The organism is Sagittula sp. (assembly GCF_052825245.1).
Genome location: NZ_JBRBWD010000041.1, coordinates 26,918 through 46,198, shown reverse-complemented (window position 1 = coordinate 46,198; position 19,281 = coordinate 26,918). Strand labels below are relative to the sequence as shown.

The following is a 19,281-nucleotide window of genomic DNA, read 5'->3' as shown; positions in this document are numbered from 1 at the left end:
GTCAGGCGCGGCGCTCCTGCGGCACCGCGTCCAGCCAGCGGGCGATCATTTCCAGCAGTTCGATCCTGCGGACGGGCTTAGCCAGGAAATCGGACATGCCCGCCTCGAGGCAGGCGGCCCGATCCTCTGCCATGGCATTGGCGGTCAGTGCGATGATCGGTACGCCGGACACGCCCGAGGCTTCCTCAAGTTCGCGCATGCGGCGGGTGGCCTCGTAGCCGTTCATCACCGGCATGGAGACGTCCATCAGGACGATGTCCGGCGGGTCGTTGATGTAGCTGGTCACGGCCTCTGCCCCATTGGCGGCGATCTGGAGCGTCACGCCGGTTCCGGCCAGCAGCTTGCGGATCACGAGCTGGTTGGTGGCGTTGTCCTCCGCCAGGAGAATGCGGCGCGCGGAAAAGTCCGGGACGCGGGCGGTGGCTCGTGGCGGGACGGGTGACTTGCCGATCTGGAGCGGGCTTTGGGTGCGGCAAAGTTCGCTGGCCAACGTCTCCTGCAAGAGCGGTTTGCGCAGGGCGCCGACGAACCCCTGCTCCTCCAGCGTTTCCATCGGCACATCCCGGTCTGCGCGAAGCATCAGCAGGCTGCCCGGGCTTTCCGGTCCGAGCGACCGGCGCAGCGCGTCTGCCAGCGCCGTGGCCGTCATGTCGGGCAGTTCGTCGGACAGGATCGCAAGCTGGAAGATCGTGCCCTGTTGCGCGTAGGTCCGGGCGAGCGAAAGGGCCTCTTCCCCGTTGCGGGCCACCACCGGGCGCAGGCCCATGCCGCCCAGAACCGTGCGAAGGGCCGCACATGTGACTGCCGATGCATCGGTCAGGAGGATGCGTTTGCCCGACAGGTCGCGCCGGGCCATCCGCCAGAACGCAACCTTGCCCGGCGGGGCGTCGGTCTCGGGAAGCGGCAGGCGCAGTTCGAAGACGGAGCCCACAGCGGGGCGCGACCGGGCCGACAGGCTTCCCCCCATCAGCCGGACCAGCCGGAGCGAGATCGCCAGCCCAAGGCCGGTCCCGTCGTACCGGCGCGTGTGGGTGCTGTCGATCTGCGAGAACTCCTCGAAGATGTGGTCCAGCTTGTCCTCGGCGATGCCGACACCGGTGTCCGTCACCTTCACGACGATCTGGCCGTCCTCCGACCTGTTCAGCCAGATGTGCACGTGGCCCATGGCGGTGAACTTGACCGCGTTGCCGATGACGTTCAGGAGGCATTGCCGCAGGCGTGTGCTGTCGCCCATGACCATCAGCGGCATTTCCAGAACCGACTCCACGCAGATCTCGACCCCCTTGGCCGCCGCAGCCGGAGAGAACAGCGTGGCCACCTCCTCCACCAGCTTGATCGGGTCGAAGGGTTCGGAATGCACCAGCATCTTGCCGGCCTCGATCTTCGAGAAGTCGAGGATGTCGTTGATGATCGCCAGAAGCGCCACGGCAGACGAGGAGATAGTCGAAGTCATGGAGCGCTGCTCGGGGTTCAGCGTGCCCTGTTCCAGCAGTTCGGACATGGCGATGATGCCGTTCATCGGGGTCCGTATCTCGTGGCTCATGTTTGCAAGGAAGGCGGACTTGATGCGCTCCGCCTCCTCCGCGCGCTTGCGGGCGTGGTCGAGACCGGCAGCTGTCTTCTTCAGCTGCACCCAGTAAAAAAGCCCGGTGGCGACCGGGATCAGCATGGTGGTCGAGATCAGAAGCGCGACGCTCAGCACGAGGTGGCTGTAGAGTTTCGCGATGGCGTCGGACGCGCGCGTGATGTCGATGTAGACCTCGTAGACGCCGCGGATTTCGCCATTGAAGCGGACCGGGCTGTAGATCTCCGCGTAGCGTCTGGCGGCGCTGTCGGAGGCGACGATTTCCGTCACGGCCTTTCCGGTCCGCAGCACCTTCCCGGCATTTGACCCTGCATCGGACTTGTGGGGCAGGCGGGTGGGTCCGTTCAGGGAAAACACCGGCTGTCCCCGGCTGTCGAAAATCCGGAACTCCAGCACCCCTTCGTCGCGGGCCATCTGCCAGAGGCGGTCGCGGGCCATGGGGGCGGGCGGACTCCCGTCCAGCAGGGCACGCAGGCCCGTGTACTCTCCCTCTGCATGATGCAACCAGATGGAGGCCCGTTCCTCCGCGCGTGAGACGAGGTCCTGCCGGGCGGCGTCAAGCGCCAGCCGGTTGCCCAGCCAGAGGCTGATCGCCAGCGCGAAGACACAGGCAGAAACGATGTAGACGATGCGGTGCATGCGGTCCTGCGGGCCGTGGGCGGTTGCGCCCTCGATACCGCAGGCCGATTAAGACCTGCTGAACCGCTTCAGCCCACCAGCCGGGAGACGAACCCCTCGCGCAGCACGGCCGGGTCGTAGGCTTTCCGCGAAAAGACGTCCTCGACCATGGGCTCGAAGTGGTCCAGCGGCAGCGTGTCGTAGTCCGGGTCGAAGGACGATTGGTCCCAGCGCTCGCAGAACTCGGCGCAATTGTCGAAACAGGGATGATCCCGGAACCGGTCGCGCGCATTGCGGTCCCAGCCGTAGTGGTGCGCGTAGTACAGCATCTGGAAGATGCCGTGATGCTCCACCACCCAGGCCACGTCCCAGCGCACGAAGGGCCGGATGACCTCGGCTGACATGCGGTCGTGGTTCTGCGGGGCAAGGCCGTCGCCGATGTCGTGCAGCAGGGCGCCCACGATCCAGTCGAGGTCGGCGCCGTCCCGTTCCGCCCGCGTCGCGGATTGCAGGCCGTGTTCCAGACGTGTGATCCGGTAGCCCTCCAGCGTGACCTCGCCGGCGCGGCGCAGCTCTCCGAGCACGCGGTCGGCGGTCAGCGCGAGGAACGGCTTCTCCTTTTCCTCAAGCAAGAGATAGTCCTCGCGCGTTCCGTCCTTCATCTGCGTGAAGGTGACGGTACGGGTATCGGTCATCTGCGGCTTCCTTCTGTGACAGGGCCGATGCTGGCAGCGTTTCGGGCGGCGGGCCAGCGGATTTTGGGCCAAGGCACTCGGATCCTCCTCGGGTCATTTTCCTTGCCTGCCCGACCGGAACGGTTAACCATGCCCGACACGGTCGCGAGGGCCGAGAATTCAAGCAAAGTGCGCACAATGCGCCGGGAACGAGGGAGCCTGCTGTCATGGGAAAACGTGACGAACTGATTCAGAAATACGCCGAGGATCTGCGCACCAAATGCGGGATGGAGCCGGACATGGACCTCCTGACCAAGGTGACCATCGGTTGCGGGCCGTCGATCTACAACGCCGATTCCTCCACCGTGGCCTCCAGCCAGCCGGGCGAGCTCGAGACGGTGAAGGACAACTTCCTCGTCAAGAAGCTTGGCCTGAAAGACAGCCCCGACCTGATGGAAGCCATCAACCAGGTGATCGAGACCTACGGCAAGTCCGAGCGCAACAAGTACCGGGCCGTGGTCTATTACATGCTCACCAAGCATTTCGGCAAGGAAGCCGTCTACGGCTGAGCCGGGACGCCTTTGCCTCTGACGCCGCCGCGTGAAACCGGCGGCGTCCGTCATGTCCGATCGGCTTGGGTTTGCCAAAAATTGCCGGGACATCTCGATTGCGGCAGCGGTCACCCGACGCTAGGGTTTCCGTGACATCTGGCCAGAATGGCTGGACCCCAATCCGGTTTCACGTGTGGTGCGTAGGGAGCACGTGGGTGAGAGGGGGGTCCGGTTCGTCCGGCCCCCCGTTTCTTTTCAACTAGGCTTTGCCGTTCAGAAAAGGCTCAGCACGATCCCCATGATCGTACAGGCCAGCGTCGCGTAGCCGCCGTCGATCAGGGTCAGTTTCCGGTCCCGCATCGCGTACATGTTGTTCAGCGCGATCCATGGCGTGATGAAGAACAGGCCGATCCCCAGTCCGCCGACAAGACCGGCGCCGAGCGTCTCGATCCCGCTCAGCACGAAGACGTGGCGCATCATGCCCGCCACGATCAGCTGCATCACGAACCCCAGCCCGTAAATGACCGCGGGCGATCCGCCGCCCTTTGGTCTGCCGTTCTCATCCGTCGGGATGCCGGTGGCCCTGAGCCACGGCTTCGACATGACGTTGTACCAGACCGCCCCGGCGATGAACGCGGCGAGCGTGGCACAGATGACGCTGACAAGGTCCATCAACGATCATTCCCTCCGGTAGTGTGCAGAACCGTTTTGGCCACATCCAGAATTGCAACCTGCCAGGCGCTGTCAACGCCGATCTGCGCGCGCTTCCGGACAGTCGGTCACGCCTTCCAACGCAAAGAAGTCTTTACTACTGCAACCAGAGATAGATAGTGGGCGGATCGGTGTGTGTATCTTGTTGGCGTCAGCTCTTGCTGGGGCCCGGTTGAAAGTGAGGTTGGTATGCTTTCATTGGAAAAATTCCCAATTCAGGGGTTGGCGGTCATCCGGTGCGAAGGGGCGCTGACCCGAGCCGATGTGTTCGATTGCATCGAAGCGGCGTTCCTTGGCCAGCAGGATCTTCGACGCAACGCCGTGTTCTTCGATCTCTCCGGCATGACGCGCGCCGATATCACCTTCGTCGACTGGCTGGAGGTGTCGCAGCGCCTTCAGGACATCAACGAAGGGGTGCGCCGGGCGCCCGTCAGGGTCGCGGTCTTTGCGCCGGGCGCGCTGGCCTTCGGCGTCGGGCGGATGTGCCAGCAGCTGGTCGAGCTCTGTGCGCCGTACGAATTCTGCGTCACGCGGGTCAGGTCGGTGGCGCTTGCCTTTCTCGACCTGAGTGAACTGCCCGCAGCGCCGGAGCCGGAAACCGGGCTGAACGCGATGCTCCGGCGGCTGAGCCCGGGATGGCGGGCCGCTCTTGCCCAGGGCGGGGGCGCCTCCAAACCCGACACCGTCTGAAACGGGCCGCAGCTGTCAGCCGGTCTTGCCGCCCATGGCGCAGATCACGTCCCACTCCGCGGCGGTCACCGGCTGCACGGACAGCCGCGAGTTCCGGACCAGAACCATGTCTGCCAGCCGCGGCTCCGCCTTGATCTCGTCGAGCGTGACCGGCCTCGGCAGGGGCTCCACCGCCTTGATGTCCACGCACTCCCATCGGTCGTCATCGGTGGTGCTGTCGGGATGTGCGGGCGCGCTGACCTCGACGATGCCGACGATCTCCCGGTCTTTCTGGGAGTGGTAGAAGAACCCGAGATCGCCCGGCGTCATCTCCCGCATGAAGTTGCGGGCCTGGTAGTTGCGCACGCCGTCCCATTCCTCGCCCGCGTCGCCCTTGGCCACCTGGTCGTCCCACGACCAGGTGGAGGGCTCTGACTTGAACAGCCAGAACTTCATCCGATCACCTTTTTCCAGGCGGTCAGGGTGACGTTCTCGAACAGTCCGGCCTTGGCGTAGGGATCGGAGTCGGCCCAGGCGCGGGCGCTGGCCATGTCCTCGACGTCGAGGATCACCAGCGAACCGGCCATTTCGCCGGCTTCGTCCAGCAGGGGACCGGCCTGCGTCACAACACCCGTCGCCTCGATATAGGCGAGGTGGGCATCACGGTTGTCCTTGCGGGTCTGGAGGTGGCCGGGCTTGTCCCGGGCCATGAGTGCAATGAGCATCGTCATTCTTCCTTGAGTGGTCGTGAAAGCAGGTCGTCCATCGCCTCGCGCACCGTCAGGGCACCGGTGGTCAGGCGCGAGGTCACGGTGGCGATGGGGGCAGAAAGACCCTTGTCGTCGGCCAGCCGCGCGGCGGCCCGGGCGGTGGCGGCCCCTTCGACCGTGATCTCGGGATCGAAGGCCTCGCCCCGGCCAAGCGAAATGCCGTAGCGGTAGTTCCGCGACAGGTCGGACGTGCAGGTCAGCGTCAGGTCGCCAAGACCGGAGAGCCCGGACAGCGTCTCGGGCCTGGCGCCGAGCTGTTCGGCAAGGCGCATCATCTCGGCGAAGCCCCGTGTCATCAGCGCGGCACGGGCGCTGTCGCCCAGCCCCGCACCGATGCAGGCGCCGCAGGCAATGGCAATCACGTTCTTCAGCGCCCCGCCCAGTTCCGCCCCGGTCACGTCGGTGGTGCGGTACAGTCGCAGGGACGAGGTAGAGAGCTGGTGCTGGAGCGTTTGACCGATGTTTTCGTCGGCACAGGCCAGTGTCAGGGCGGTCGGCAGCCCCTTGGCGATGTCGGCGGCAAAGCTCGGGCCGGTGAGGACCGCAGGGACCAGGCCGGGTTTCACCTTCCGCGCGGCATCCGATACACCCAGCCCGGTTTCGAGGTCGATGCCCTTGCAGCACAGCACAAGGGCGCGGTCGTCAAGTGGGCTGTCGATGCGCTCCAGGACGCTGCGCAGGGTCTGCGTCGGCACGCTCACCAGGACGGTTTCCGCGCTTGCCGCGGCGTTGAGGTCGGTGGTCGCGCTGACGATCTCGGGAAGCTGCACACCCGGCAGGCGCGGGCTCTCCCGGTGGTCGCGGATGCGCGACACGGCATAGGGATCGCGGGCCCAGAGCGTGACGGGTCGGCCCTCCCGGGCAAGCGTGGTGGCCAGTGCCGTGCCGAAGGCTCCGGCGCCCAGGATGGAGATGCTCATGCCTTGGCTCCTTTCCGGCCGTGGCCGATGAGTGGTGCCGCCTGCGTGTCCAGCGGCCAGCGCGGACGTGCGGCGAGGGTCATGTCGTCCTCGGCGCCCGCGGCCAGAAGTTCGGAACCGGCATAGGCGATCATCGCCGCGTTGTCCGTACAAAGTGCCAACGGCGGTGCAGTGAACCTCAGGCCGGTCTCGGTGCAGACGGTCTCCATCGCACCGCGGATCGCCATGTTGGCTGCGACGCCGCCCGCAACGGCAAGGGCCGGAGCGCCGGGCTGTTCGTCGAGGTACATGGCGACGGCGCGGCGGGTCTTCTCGGCCAGCGTGTCACGCACCGCCGCCTGGAACCCGGCGCAGAGGTCGGCCCGGTCCTGCCGTGTCAGGCCGTTCTTCTCGGCCACGATCTTGTCACGCTGACGCATCAGCGCGGTCTTCAGGCCGGAGAACGACAGGTCGCAGCCCGGACGGTCCAGAAGCGGGCGCGGGAAGCGATAGCGGCGCTCGTCCCCCAGCCGGGCCTCTGCCTCCACCGACGGCCCGCCGGGTTGAGGCAGGCCCAGAAGGCGCGCGGTCTTGTCGAAGGCCTCGCCGGGGGCATCGTCGATGGTGCCGCCCAGACGGGTGAAATCCTGCGCGTCGCGCACGATGAGGAACTGGCAGTGACCGCCCGAGACCAGCAGCATTAGATAGGGATAGCGCAGCCCGTCCGTCAGCCGTGGCGTCAGCGCGTGCCCGGCAAGGTGATTCACGCCGATCATGGGTTTGCCCAGCCCGGTCGCCAGCCCCTTGGCCAGCATCACACCGGACAGCACGCCGCCGATCAGCCCCGGCCCGGCGGTGACCGCAATCGCGTCGACCTCCGACAGGGGGACACCTGCCTGCTCCAGCGCCCGTTCGACGCAGAGGTCGAGCCTTTCGGCATGGGCGCGCGCCGCGATTTCCGGGACCACCCCGCCGAAGTCCGCATGCAGCGCGCTCTGGCCCTCCACCACGGAGGCGAGGATCTCCCGGCCGCGCAGCAGAGCTGCGGCGGTGTCGTCGCAACTGCTTTCCAGCCCGAGGATCAGGGGGTCGTTCATCCGGCGCTCCCGTGGACATGCGTGAGCACAGCGAGTACCACCGGAGAACGCGCCCGACAACGCCAGAGGCCACATGCATGAAACGCTTCCCGTTCTGCTGATGACACGGCCCCGCGCCGCCTCCGAACGATTCGTGGCAGAACTGGACCGGGCGGGTGGGCGCTTCAGGCCGGTCGTGTCGCCCCTGTTCGAGATCGTGCAGACGGAGACCGCGCTGCCGCTGGATGGCGTGAAGGGCCTGATCTTCAGTTCGGTGCATGGCGTGGCGGCTTGGAAGGCGCGCGGGCTGAAGCTGCAGATACCGTGTTACACCGTCGGACAGGCCACGGCGCAGGCGGCGCAGGCCGCCGGTCTGCGCCCGGCCATTGTGCAGCCGACCGCTGCGAGCCTCGTGAAGGAATTGCTGGGGGCGGGGATCGAGGGGCCGCTTCTTCATCTGCACGGGACCCACACGCGCGGGGACATCGCCAGGCGTCTGACTTTTGACGGGCTTTATACCCGCGCCGTTGCCGTCTACGATCAGCCGCAGTTGGCATTGAACGAAACCGCGCGGGCCGCGTTGGTCGGGGACGCTCCGGTCGTCGCTCCGGTGTTTTCTCCCCGGACGGCTTCATTACTGGCGCAGGAAAGGGCAAAAGCGCCGCTTCTTGTCGCGGCAATGAGCGAAGCGGTGGCCTTGGCCCTGCCTCCGCTTCATATAGTGTTTCTGAAGGTCGCGGACCGCCCCGACTCGGGCGCGATGGTGACTGCGGTGCTCGAGACGCTCGACAGGGCGCAGGCGCAGATAAAAGGATCCGGGGCCTCTCCGGACGAAGGTTGAAAGGGTGACAGGACGTGGCAGACACGACTGAGGACAAATCGGCGAAGGAAGAGACCGACGCCGCAACCGAAACCGGACCGGAGGAAGGCCGCAAGACGGACCTGACACCACAGGAGACGGAAGAGACTGTCGAGACGTCCTCTGACACCGCTGCCGCAAGACCTGACGAAGATGCCGGCACCGAGGGCACGGTAGACGAAACCGGGAACGAGGCCTCGATTGACGGCACGGTGGACGAAGCGGCAGCGCCCGAACAGGGTGTGACGCCTGACGATGAAGTTACATCTGAGCAGCCCGCTTTCGTTGCCGACGAACCCACATCCACGGGCGACAAGCGCGCTGCCGGCGACAGCAAGGCCGCGACCGGGATGGTTCCGGTGGCCCCGCAGGCGGAGAAGAAGTCCGGCGGTTTCGTTCCGATGCTGCTGGGGGGCGTGATCGCCGCCGGCCTCGGCTACGGCGCCGCCTATTACGGACTGACGGCGGGCGGCCCCGAGGAGCCCGATCCCTTCTTTGCCGAAACCCGTGCCGCCCTGTCCGACCAGGGCGCGGAACTGGAACGTCTGTCTGCCGGTGCCGACAGCTCTCGCAGCGATCTGGATGCCATCCGGGCGCAGGTCGAAGGCATCGACCTGTCCGCCCTCGAAGGCGGTCTGACGGCGGTGCAGTCGGCGTTGAACGACATCGACAGCCGGATCACCGGGATGGGCGACGAGATGGCGGCCATTGACGGACGCCTGACCGCTTTGGAAAAGCGCCCGATCGAAGAGTCCGTCTCTCCCGAAGCCATTGCCGCCTATGAGCGTGAACTCGAAGCCCTCCGCGACGAGGTGACCGCACAGAAAGAGGCGTTGGAGGCCGAGAAGGCCGCCCTGAGCCAGCAGATCGAGGCGCAGACCGCCGAGATGGAGCGCGTCCTGTCGGAAGCGCAGGCACTGGAGACCAGCGCCGAGGATCAGGCCCGCCTGGCCGAGAACCGCGCCGCGCTGGCCGATCTGACGGCGCGCGTGCAGGACGGACGCCCGTTCTCCGAGCCGGTCAACATCCTGACGACTAACGGCGTCTCGATCCCCGGCGCGCTGGAGGCGACGGCAGGCGACGGGGTTCCCTCGATCCCGACGCTGGCCGAAAGCTTCCCGGACGCGGCGCGCGATGCGCTGGCCGCGGCCCGCAGGGCTCCGGCCGCGGACGGCGAGGAGGGCGGCGGCGGGTTCGCCAGCTTCCTGACCAGCCAGATGGGCGCACGCTCTGTCGTACCGAAGGAAGGCAACTCCGCCGACGCGATTCTGTCGCGCGCGGAAGCGGCCATCAAGGGGGGGGACCTGCAGACCGCGCTCGTGGAGCTGGAGGCACTGCCGGAGGAGGCGAAGGCCGCGATGTCCGACTGGATCGCGCTGGCCCAGTTGCGTGCAGACGCGCTCGCCGGGGCGGACTCGCTCGCCCAGGAACTGAACCAGCAATAAGGGTCCGGAAATCATGTTGTGGTCACTGATCAAGATCGTCGTATTCGTCGTCATCGTGGCGGCGCTGACCCTGGGGCTGGGGTATCTCATCGAGGCGGACGGTACCGGGCTGGCGCAGGCACGCATCACGCTGAACGGCGTGGAATACACGCTGACCCCGGTGATGATGCTCATCGGCGCGCTTGTCCTGCTGCTGGCGGTCTGGCTGCTGCTGAAACTGGCGAGCCTGCTTGTCGCCCTGCTGCGGTTCATCAACGGCGATGAAACCGCCCTGTCGCGGCACTTCCACCGCAACCGCGAACGCAAGGGCTACGAGGCACTGGCGGACGGCATGATGGCACTGGCCTCGGGTGAGGGCCGGCTGGCCATCGCCAAGGCCCAGAAGGCCGAGAAGTACCTGCACAAGCCGGAACTGACAGACCTCGTGACCGCTCAGGCTGCCGAGATGATGGGCGATCGCAAGAAGGCCGAAGAGACCTACAAGAAGCTCCTGACCCGCGACGGCACCCGTTTTGTCGGCATCCGCGGAATCATGAAGCAGAAGCTGGCCTCGGGCGACACCGATACCGCGCTGCAACTGGCCGAACGCGCCTTTGCGCTGAAGCCGAAGCACGAGGAGGTGCAGGACACCCTTCTCCAGCTTCAGGCCGAGAAGGCCGATTGGTCCGGCGCCCGCAAGACCCTTCAGGCCAAGCTGAAGCACGGTACCCTGCCGCGCGACGTCTACAAACGGCGTGACGCAGTGCTGGCGCTGAGCCAGGCGACGGAGATCGAGAACCGGGACGAAAGCATTGCGGCCGCCGAGAAGGCGATCGAGGCGAACCGGAATTCTCCCGACCTCGTGCCCGCCGCGGCAAAGGCTGCGCGCGCCTACATCGCCCAAAGCCGTCCGCGCAACGCGATCCGCGTTCTGAAGAAGGCTTGGGAAAGCCATCCGCACCCGGACCTCGCCGCGGCCTACGCGGAAATCGAGCCGAACGAGACCCCGGACGAGCGCATCAAGCGGTTCGTTCCGCTGACCCGGATCAACCCGGATCACCGAGAGACGCGGCTTCTGAAGGCGGAACTGAACCTCGCGGCGGAACACTTCCCCGAAGCGCGCCGTTCGCTGGGTGATCTGGTGGAGAAGGAACCGGACGCCCGTGTCCTGGCGATCATGGCGGCCATCGAGAAGGGCGAAGGCGCGCCCGATCAGGTGGTGCGTGGCTGGCTGGCAAAGGCCGTCACAGCCCCGCGCGGCCCGCAGTGGGTCTGCGACAACTGCAAGACCATCCACGGAGAGTGGCGCCCGACCTGCACAAACTGCGGGGCTTTCGACACGCTGTCGTGGACAACCCCGGCCCAGTCCGAGGTCGTGCTGCCCGCCCAGGCCAACATGCTGCCGCTCATCATCGGCGCGCTGGAGGACAAGTCCCCCGTGGAGGACACCGCGGTGGTGCCCGAAGCCGCCCCCGGCATGATCGACGTCAGCCCGGTCGAACGCAAACCGAAGGCCCCCGACGCAACGGAGCCAGCGGACGCTGAGATCCTCGGCGAACCCAACGAGGCCGCGCGAGCCGAAGCGGCCGCCGGATCAAAATAGGCCTTCCCCTCGGTCGGGCGGCCTGCTAATAGGCCGCCCACCAGATGCCGGTGTAGCTCAGCTGGTAGAGCACGTCATTCGTAATGATGGGGTCGGGGGTTCGAGTCCCTTCACCGGCACCACTTCCCTCCCGGAGCTTGCCGGGATCATGAAAAAGCCCCCGATCCGGGGGCTTTTCGCGTTTCAGAGGCTGCGTTGGCTCAGTGCTGGCGCGCCTTCAGTTGCAGGCGGCGGCGGTGCAGGACGGGCTCGGTGTAGCCGGAGGGCTGCTTGCGCCCGTCGAACACCAGGTCGCAGGCCGCCTTGAACGCGATGTCATCGAAGCCCGGCGCCATCGGTACGTAGTTCGGGTCCTCGGCGTTCTGGCGGTCCACCACCTCGGCCATCTGCTTCATGATCTCCTCGACCTCGTCGTTCGAGACCACCCCGTGATGCAGCCAGTTCGCGATATGCTGGGCGGAGATCCGGCAGGTGGCGCGGTCTTCCATCAGGCCCACGTCGTTGATGTCCGGCACTTTCGAGCAGCCGACACCCTGGTCGATCCAGCGCACAACGTAGCCGAGGATGCCCTGCGCGTTGTTCTCCACCTCGCGGCGGATCTGCTTGCGGGTCCACTGGCGGTAGGCGGCCAGCGGGATGTCCAGCAGGGCGTCGACATAGGCGCGGCGTCCGCCCTTGGCCAGTTCCGCCTGCACCGCCATCACGTCGACCTTGTGGTAATGCGTGGCGTGCAGCGTCGCGGCCGTGGGCGAGGGCACCCAGGCGCAGGTCGCCCCGGCGCGCGGGTGCTCGATCTTCTGTTCCAGCATCGCGGCCATCTTGTCGGGGACGGCCCACATGCCCTTGCCGATCTGCGCCTTGCCCGACAGCCCGCATTCAAGGCCGATGTCGACGTTCTGGTTCTCGTAGGCGGTGATCCACGACTTGCGCTTGATGAAGTCCTTGCGCGAGAACGGCCCCGCCTCCATCGAGGTGTGGATCTCGTCCCCGGTCCGGTCGAGGAAGCCGGTGTTGATGAAGCAGACGCGGTGGCGGGCGGCGCGGATGCAAGCCTTCAGGTTGACCGAGGTGCGCCGCTCCTCGTCCATGATGCCCAGCTTGACCGTGTACTGCGGCAGGCCCAGGACCTTCTCGACATGGGTGAAGATCGCGTCGGTGAAAGCCACTTCCTCGGGCCCGTGCATCTTCGGTTTCACCACGTAGACCGACCCTTCGACGGAGTTGCGCGGCCCTGCCGTCTTCTTCAGGTCGTGCATGGCGATGAGCGTGGTGAACATCGCGTCCATCAGCCCTTCGTAGATCTCGCCCCCGTCGCGGTCGAGGATTGCCGGGTTGGTCATCAGGTGGCCGACGTTGCGCACCAAGAGCAGCGCGCGCCCCTTCAGGGTGATCTCCGACCCGTCCGGTGCGGTGTAGGTCCGGTCGCCGTGCAGGCGGCGGGTCATCTGCTTGCCGCCCTTCTCGAACGTGTCATCCAGATCGCCCTTCATCAGGCCGAGCCAGTTGCGGTAGGCAAGCGTCTTGTCCTCCGCATCGACACAGGCCACCGAATCCTCGCAGTCGATGATCGCGGAGATTGCGGATTCGAGCTGCACGTCCGCCAGGCCGGAGGGCGTCTGGCTACCGATGGGGTGGCTGGCGTCAAAGACCAGTTCCACGTGCAGCCCGTTGTTCTTCAGGAGGATCGCGGTGGGTGCGTCGGGATCGCCCTTGTAGCCGGCAAAGGCCTCCGGCGTCTTCAGGGCGGACCCGTCAACCTCAAGCGCGCCGTCCTTCACAACGTAGCTTGTGGCCTTCGCGTGGCTGGTGGCGGTCAGCGGGAATATCTCGTCGAGGAACACGGCGGCGCGCGCCACGACGCGGGTGCCGCGCCCGTCGTCGAATCCGCCCGGCGGCGGCAGGACACCCATGGCATCCGTGCCGTACAGACAATCGTAGAAGCTGCCCCAGCGCGCGTTCGCCGCGTTCAGCACGAAGCGGGCGTTTGTCACCGGCACGACAAGCTGCGGCCCGGGCACGGTGGCAATCTCCGGGTCGACGTTTGCGGTCTCGATTGTGAAATCGCCGCCCTCGGGCACGATATAGCCGATCTGTTCGAGGAACCCCTTGTAGGCGACCCGGTTGTGCGGCGCGCTGCGGCGCTCCTTGTGCCAGGTATCCAGTTGTTTCTGGATCGTTTCGCGCTTTTCCAGCAGCGCGCGGTTCTGCGGGCCGAAGTCATGCACCAGGGCCGAGAGGCCGGACCACAGGTCTGCGGCGTCGATCCCGGTGCCGGGCAGGACCTCCTCCTCGACAAAGCGTTTCAGCCCGGCGTCGATGGACAGGCCTTCGGTGTCGATACGGGGCGCGGCGGTCTGGTCAGGCACGGATGTTCCTCTTTCTGGTCGTGGAGCGGCTTTGCATGCCACAGTGTGCAGAATGGTGCATTGTTCGGCCGTCGCCAATGGGTCGCTGTCTGCGCGCGGCAAAATCCTCGGGTCGAAAGCGCCGAAACGGGCAGTTGCGCGGCGCAGGGAGATTGTCAGCCGGGCGCCAAGGGGGCGATCGCCCATCGCCTGCGCGACCTGACGTGGCCGGACGCCCGGCCCCCAGCTTTCCCTTGCCATGGCCGACGCCCTGCGGGACAACGCAACCGACGCACGAACGGAGTAAAGACATGGCGCCAAAGTTCGGAACAAGCGGCCTGCGCGGCCTCGTGGTGGAGCTGACCGAAGACCTGGTGCACGACTACGTGTCGGCGTTCCTTGCGTCCTGCCCGCATGGCGGCTCGGTGCATGTGGGCCGGGACCTGCGCCCCTCCTCTCCTCAGATCGCGGGCTGGGTGATCGACGCGGTGCGCGCCGCCGGGCTTGAGGCGGTCGATTGCGGTGCGCTTCCGACACCCGCGCTCGCGCTGTCCTCGCTGGAGGCCGGGGCGGCGGCGGTCATGGTCACCGGCTCCCATATTCCGGCGGACCGCAACGGACTGAAGTTCTACGTGCCAACGGGCGAGATTTCCAAGGCCGACGAGACCCGGATCAACGCGGCCCTCGGGCAGCCCCGGGCATCCGGCGGGCAGGGCGATCTTGCCGTGGCCAACGCGCAGGACGCCTACAGGGCGCGCTACGTGTCCGCCTTTGGCCGGTGCCTCGACGGGCTGACCGTGGGCGTCTACCAGCACAGCTCTGTAGCGCGCGACCTGATGATGGAGGTGTTCGAGGCGCTGGGTGCCACGACCGTCGCCATCGCCCGCTCCGACACATTCATCCCCGTCGATACGGAGGCACTGGACCCCGAAACCAAGGAGCTGTTCGCCGGATGGTTCGACGCGCACGGGCTGGATGTCCTCGTCTCCACCGATGGCGACGCCGACCGGCCGATGGTGGTCGATGACGCGCAGCGGGTTGTGCCGGGCGACGTGCTGGGCGCGCTGACGGCGCAGGCGTTGGGGGCAAAGGTGGTCTGCACGCCGGTGTCCTCGAACTCCATGATCTCTGATGCTGGTTTCGGTTTCGACCGGGTGGAGCGGACGAAGATCGGTTCGCCCTTCGTCATCGCCGCGATGGAAGATGCGCTGGCCAGTGATCCCGCCGCGCGTGTCGCAGGCTACGAGGCGAACGGCGGTTTCCTTCTGGGGTTCACCGCCGACGCGCCTGCCGGTGCGCTGAAGCCACTGATGACCCGCGACTGCCTGCTGCCCATCGTGGCGCCGCTGGCCGCCGCGCGGGCAGAGGGCGTGACCCTGTCGGCCCTGTGGGACGCGCTTCCGGCGGTGTTTACCGCCGCCGACCGCATACAGGGGATCGAGACGGACGTGTCTAAGGCCTTCATCGCGGAACTCAGGGGCTCTGCCGAGGCGCGGGCGGCGTTCTTCGACGGCTACGGGACCGAGGCATCGGTGGACGAAACCGACGGCCTGCGCACGACCTTCACTGATGGCAGCGTGGTGCATCTGCGCCCCTCCGGCAATGCCCCGGAATTCCGCTGCTACGCCGAAGCGGCGACCCGCGATGAAGCCGAAGAGCTGGTCACCAAAACGCTCGGAAAGCTGCGCGACCGGCTGGCCTGACGCGGGCGCGAGGGCGCCGAAGGAAGGACTGCGCGCCCCGGGTGCGTTGACAAACACCTGCGCGCCGCCCAAGGGTCTGCACCGAACGGCGGGCAGTTTAGGAGTGCGTTCATGAAAATCGCGATGATCGGAACCGGCTACGTGGGCCTCGTGTCGGGTGTCTGTTTCTCGGACTTCGGGCACGACGTCGTCTGCGTCGACAAGGACCCCCGCAAGATCGAGATGCTCGAGGCGGGCAAGGTGCCGATCTACGAGCCGGGCCTCGACGTGCTGATGGCCAAGAACGTGGAGGCCGGGCGCCTCAGCTTCACGCTGGACCTGCAGCAGGCCATCGACGGCGCCGACGCGGTGTTCATCGCCGTGGGCACGCCGACGCGGCGCGGTGACGGCCATGCCGACCTGACCTACGTCATGGCCGCGGCCGAGGAGATCGCCAGGGCGGCGAAGGATTATGTCGTGGTCGTTACGAAGTCGACCGTGCCCGTGGGCACCAACGCGCAGGTGCGCGACGTGGTGGCGAAGGCCAACCCGGATCTCGACTTCGACGTCGCCTCCAACCCCGAGTTCCTGCGCGAAGGTGCGGCCATCGACGACTTCATGAAGCCCGACCGCGTGGTCGTCGGCGTGGAAACCGAGCGTGCCGCCAAGGTCATGGAAGACATCTACCGCCCGCTCTACCTGCGCGACTTCCCGATCATGACGACCGACCTCCAGTCCGCCGAGATGATCAAGTACGCGGCCAACGCCTTCCTCGCGACGAAGATCACCTTCATCAACGAGATCGCCGCCCTGTGCGAACGGGTCGGCGCCGACGTGAAGCAGGTCTCGAAGGGGATGGGCCTCGACGGTCGGATCGGCAACAAGTTCCTGCACGCCGGGCCGGGCTACGGCGGGTCGTGCTTCCCGAAGGACACCAAGGCGCTGGCGCGCATCGGTCAGGACCACGCCAGCCCCGTCAGCCTTGTGGAAACGGTCATCAAGGTGAACGAGGACGTGAAGCGCCGGATGATCGAAAAGCTGATGGACCTGTGCAGCGGCTCGTTCAACGGCAAGCGGGTGGCGGTGCTGGGCGTGACCTTCAAGCCCAACACAGACGACATGCGCGATGCGCCGTCCCTGACCATCGTTCCCGCGCTGATCGGCGGCGGGGCAGAGGTCCGTGTCTGCGACCCGCAGGGCCGGCGCGAGGGCGAGCACCTTCTGCCCGGTGTTTCCTGGTACGAAGATCCCTATTCTGCGGCGGCCGAGGCCGACCTCGTCGTCTTCCTGACGGAATGGAACGAGTTCCGCGCGCTCGACCTGCCGAGGATGGCACAGGGCATGCGTGGCCGGCGGATGGCCGATCTGCGCAACATCTACAGCGCAGATGCCGCGCGGGAGGCAGGGTTTACCGCTTATGACAGCATCGGCCGGTCTGGATTTTCCGAGTAAAGGCAAACGCGCAACATCATTCCCCTAAATTGACCGGTCTCCCTTTTCGGAGCGGCGGCCTGCGTGTTATGTCAATCGGGCCCGGGGGGGCACGAAGACCGAGGACAGAGATGATCCGTCTGTTTGCCGTGGCACTGACTGCCACGTTTGCGCTTGCCCCCGCAGCGCATTCCCAGAGTTATGACGCCGATGCGGGTTATGACCCGGACGCCAGCTATGGGGCAGAGCCGGTCTATGCCGCGCCCGCGAACTACGGCACGTCGGGGCGCATCGTGCTGGGTCACGGGCGCCTGACGAACAACGACCTTCTGGGCGATCTCGACGACCGCTGGCAGACCGGATCGGTGTCCTCGTCCCGCGTGGTGGGACGGAACTGGTCGGGCATGCTGCCGGACCGGCCGTTCGACATCCTCGAGTACCGTCTCGCCGGTCAGATCATCGCGCCGGAGAACATGCGCACGCCCGACCCGGACGATCGGCCCTGGGCCGGTGCGCTCTCGCTGGGCCTGCACACCCACTTCATGCGCGGCCCGGTGGAAATGAGCATGGGTGGCGACCTTGTGGTGACCGGCCCGCAGACCGGCCTCGGCGACCTCCAGACCTTCGTGCACGATGCCATCGGCGAACAGCCCGCCTCCAGATCGGTGCTGTCGAACCAGATCGAGAACGGCGTGCATCCGACGCTGGTGCTCGAGGCGGCCAACAGTATCTCGATGGGCGGACAATCCGTGCTGCGGCCCTTCGGCGAGGCGCGCGCCGGGGTCGAGACGCTGGTCCGTGCGGGGTTCGACCTGACCATCGGATCCGTGGGGCAGGGCGAGCTTCTGGTGCGCGACTCCGTGACCGGCCAGCGATACCGGGCGGTGACCGATTCAGTGCCCGGATTCAGCTTCGTCATGGGCGGCGACATCGCCTACGTGGACAGTTCGGTGTTCCTGCCGTCCGGCCACGGCTACGATCTGAGCAACACCCGGACCCGCGCCCGCGCCGGCCTGCATTGGCAGGGGCAGAGCAACGCCATGTTCTACGGCTTCACCTGGATGTCGAAGGAGTTCGACACGCAACCCGAGGGCCAGGTGCTGGGATCGGTGCGGCTGGACCTCCGTTTCTGATGCATAACCGCTACGGTTAAAAGGCTTTAGCCGTAGGCCTGCGCTCGAAAGTATAGGGTAGGGTTCACAGGTGAAGGTTGTTCGGTTAACCTTCCAATAATAAATATAAAAATGGTAGTACTTTGAGGCAGGTAGTACAGGTATGGGAACGGGCTATAGAGGCACGTTCGTCATTTCCTGGTCGCAGACGGAAATAGACGGCCTGAAGGCCGCACCCACGTCTGCATTGACCGTCGGGGCCGCGTGGTCCTGGGCGGGTGAACCGGTGCGGGTCGACGGCCCGTCATCGGTCTTGCGATTGGACCAGGCTGACGGCGAAGCGGACTTGCGCAGACGGGCGGCACGCATGGTGCGGCGACTTGTCGGCGCCGCACTGACACAGAAGATACGGGTCGACGATGTCGAGGTGGAGCATCCGCTGACGGATTCCAGCTTTGTCGTGACAGACGGGTCGTCCAGCTACATGGTGACGCTGATCGAGGTGGAGCGCGGGTCGCGACCGCTCCTGATGTTCCTCGACGAGATCCCGCCCGCCGGGCGCGATCTGTGGATCGTGCATCACAACCTCGACCCGCTGGGCACCCACGCGGCCGGAGAACAGTCCAGCGGCGTGATCTGCTTCACGCCCGGCACACGCATCCTGACGCCCCACGGGCCGCTTCACGTCGAGGAGCTGCGCGAAGGCGACATGGTGCAGACCAAGGACTCCGGGCCGCAACAGATCCAGTGGATCGGGTCGCGGCGTATGTCGGGGGCGCGGCTCTTTGCGATGCCGAAGCTCAGGCCGATCCGCATCCGTCCCGGCGCGTTCGGAATCGGCGAGCCGGACGACGAGATCCTCGTTTCGCCGGAACACCGCATGGTGGTGAAGGGTGTGGTGGCGCGGGCGCTGTTCAACACGCCCGAGGTGCTGGTGGCGGCGCGTGACCTCGTGAACGGCAGCACGGTGCGGTTGGACATGACCCTGAAGGAGGTGACCTACATCCACCTCCTGCTGTCCCGCCACGAGGTGCTGTTCGCCAACGGCGTCGAGACGGAAAGCTTTCATCCGGCCAATACCGCGCTCTCGACAATCTCGGAGGCGGATCGCGCCCGGCTGCTGAGCCATCTGCCGCTGATCGCGGACAACCCGCATGCCTACGGCTCCTACGCGCGGCGCAATCTGTCGAGCTCCGAGGCGGCGATCCTGCTGCACGAGGCGGCCTAGGTCAGGACCGGCGGGGTCGCGGTCCGCCGCGGCCCGTCGTGAGT

At 66.4% G+C, this 19,281-nt stretch carries 17 protein-coding genes and 1 tRNA gene; 10 read left to right on the top strand and 8 right to left on the bottom strand.

What is annotated here, in order from left to right:
* Position 1: 1 nt before the first annotated feature.
* Positions 2-2,224 carry a response regulator gene (locus tag ACU0DV_RS18090; protein WP_446240719.1) on the bottom strand — a complete coding sequence of 741 codons (2,223 nt, stop codon included), beginning with the start codon at positions 2,222-2,224 and terminating at the stop codon, positions 2-4.
* A gap of 68 nt (positions 2,225-2,292) precedes the next feature.
* Entirely contained in the window at positions 2,293-2,865 is a 573-nt protein-coding gene (locus ACU0DV_RS18085) for an HD domain-containing protein (RefSeq protein ID WP_446240788.1), read from the bottom strand.
* Positions 2,866-3,104: 239 nt separating this feature from the next.
* Between ACU0DV_RS18085 and ACU0DV_RS18080 the strand changes: the two genes are divergently transcribed.
* Positions 3,105-3,446, top strand: coding sequence for a DUF2853 family protein (locus ACU0DV_RS18080; RefSeq protein WP_100928764.1), 342 nt, complete (start codon positions 3,105-3,107; stop codon positions 3,444-3,446).
* Positions 3,447-3,701: 255 nt separating this feature from the next.
* Here the strand turns inward: ACU0DV_RS18080 and ACU0DV_RS18075 are convergent, their stop codons facing one another.
* Positions 3,702-4,100 (bottom strand): DUF1761 domain-containing protein, encoded by a 399-nt coding sequence (locus ACU0DV_RS18075; RefSeq protein ID WP_100928765.1) that lies wholly within the window; start codon positions 4,098-4,100, stop codon positions 3,702-3,704.
* Between the two features lie 303 nt (positions 4,101-4,403).
* On the opposite strand from ACU0DV_RS18075, the gene ACU0DV_RS18070 reads away from it, so the two are divergent.
* Positions 4,404-4,829 (top strand): hypothetical protein, encoded by a 426-nt coding sequence (locus ACU0DV_RS18070; RefSeq protein WP_283981754.1) that lies wholly within the window; start codon positions 4,404-4,406, stop codon positions 4,827-4,829.
* A gap of 15 nt (positions 4,830-4,844) precedes the next feature.
* Here ACU0DV_RS18070 and ACU0DV_RS18065 read toward each other — a convergent pair whose 3' ends face one another.
* Genes ACU0DV_RS18065 through tsaD form a run of 4 tightly spaced genes read right to left on the bottom strand, consistent with a single transcriptional unit; the run spans position 4,845 to position 7,574 of the window.
* Positions 4,845-5,264 (bottom strand): EVE domain-containing protein, encoded by a 420-nt coding sequence (locus ACU0DV_RS18065; protein WP_283981755.1) that lies wholly within the window; start codon positions 5,262-5,264, stop codon positions 4,845-4,847.
* Positions 5,261-5,533 carry a YciI family protein gene (locus ACU0DV_RS18060; protein ID WP_283981756.1) on the bottom strand — a complete coding sequence of 91 codons (273 nt, stop codon included), beginning with the start codon at positions 5,531-5,533 and terminating at the stop codon, positions 5,261-5,263. The genes ACU0DV_RS18065 and ACU0DV_RS18060 overlap by 4 nt, the downstream gene beginning before the upstream one ends.
* Positions 5,534-5,535: 2 nt before the next feature.
* Positions 5,536-6,498 carry an NAD(P)H-dependent glycerol-3-phosphate dehydrogenase gene (locus tag ACU0DV_RS18055; RefSeq protein WP_446240720.1) on the bottom strand — a complete coding sequence of 321 codons (963 nt, stop codon included), beginning with the start codon at positions 6,496-6,498 and terminating at the stop codon, positions 5,536-5,538.
* Positions 6,495-7,574, bottom strand: coding sequence for a tRNA (adenosine(37)-N6)-threonylcarbamoyltransferase complex transferase subunit TsaD (tsaD, locus tag ACU0DV_RS18050; protein WP_446240721.1), 1,080 nt, complete (start codon positions 7,572-7,574; stop codon positions 6,495-6,497). The genes ACU0DV_RS18055 and tsaD overlap by 4 nt, the downstream gene beginning before the upstream one ends.
* Positions 7,575-7,647: 73 nt before the next feature.
* Here tsaD and ACU0DV_RS18045 point away from each other — a divergent pair, with 73 nt between their 5' ends.
* The 4 genes from ACU0DV_RS18045 (at position 7,648) to ACU0DV_RS18030 (ending at position 11,561) form a co-directional block, all read left to right on the top strand.
* A complete protein-coding gene (locus ACU0DV_RS18045) occupies positions 7,648-8,394 on the top strand; it encodes a uroporphyrinogen-III synthase (RefSeq protein WP_370311598.1) in 747 nt (248 codons plus the stop codon).
* A gap of 14 nt (positions 8,395-8,408) precedes the next feature.
* Positions 8,409-9,857, top strand: a complete 1,449-nt coding sequence (locus tag ACU0DV_RS18040) for a hypothetical protein (RefSeq protein ID WP_446240722.1) — start codon at positions 8,409-8,411, stop codon at positions 9,855-9,857.
* A gap of 13 nt (positions 9,858-9,870) precedes the next feature.
* A complete protein-coding gene (locus tag ACU0DV_RS18035; protein ID WP_446240723.1) occupies positions 9,871-11,439 on the top strand; it encodes a heme biosynthesis HemY N-terminal domain-containing protein in 1,569 nt (522 codons plus the stop codon).
* 46 nt (positions 11,440-11,485) lie between these two features.
* Positions 11,486-11,561, top strand: a tRNA-Thr gene (locus tag ACU0DV_RS18030).
* 78 nt (positions 11,562-11,639) lie between these two features.
* On the opposite strand, the gene ACU0DV_RS18025 is transcribed toward ACU0DV_RS18030, so the two are convergent.
* Positions 11,640-13,805, bottom strand: coding sequence for a malate synthase G (locus ACU0DV_RS18025; protein WP_446240724.1), 2,166 nt, complete (start codon positions 13,803-13,805; stop codon positions 11,640-11,642).
* Positions 13,806-14,095: 290 nt separating this feature from the next.
* Here ACU0DV_RS18025 and ACU0DV_RS18020 point away from each other — a divergent pair, with 290 nt between their 5' ends.
* From ACU0DV_RS18020 to ACU0DV_RS18005, 4 genes are all read left to right on the top strand, one after another.
* Positions 14,096-15,487 (top strand): phosphomannomutase, encoded by a 1,392-nt coding sequence (locus ACU0DV_RS18020; protein ID WP_446240725.1) that lies wholly within the window; start codon positions 14,096-14,098, stop codon positions 15,485-15,487.
* A 111-nt stretch (positions 15,488-15,598) separates the two neighbouring features.
* Complete coding sequence (locus tag ACU0DV_RS18015) at positions 15,599-16,918, top strand: UDP-glucose dehydrogenase family protein (RefSeq protein ID WP_100928775.1); 1,320 nt, start codon at positions 15,599-15,601, stop codon at positions 16,916-16,918.
* Between the two features lie 110 nt (positions 16,919-17,028).
* Positions 17,029-18,030 carry a lipid A-modifier LpxR family protein gene (locus ACU0DV_RS18010; RefSeq protein ID WP_446240726.1) on the top strand — a complete coding sequence of 334 codons (1,002 nt, stop codon included), beginning with the start codon at positions 17,029-17,031 and terminating at the stop codon, positions 18,028-18,030.
* A gap of 142 nt (positions 18,031-18,172) precedes the next feature.
* On the top strand, positions 18,173-19,237 hold the full coding sequence (locus ACU0DV_RS18005; protein ID WP_446240727.1) for a Hint domain-containing protein: 1,065 nt from the start codon (positions 18,173-18,175) through the stop codon (positions 19,235-19,237).
* Positions 19,238-19,281: the final 44 nt, after the last annotated feature.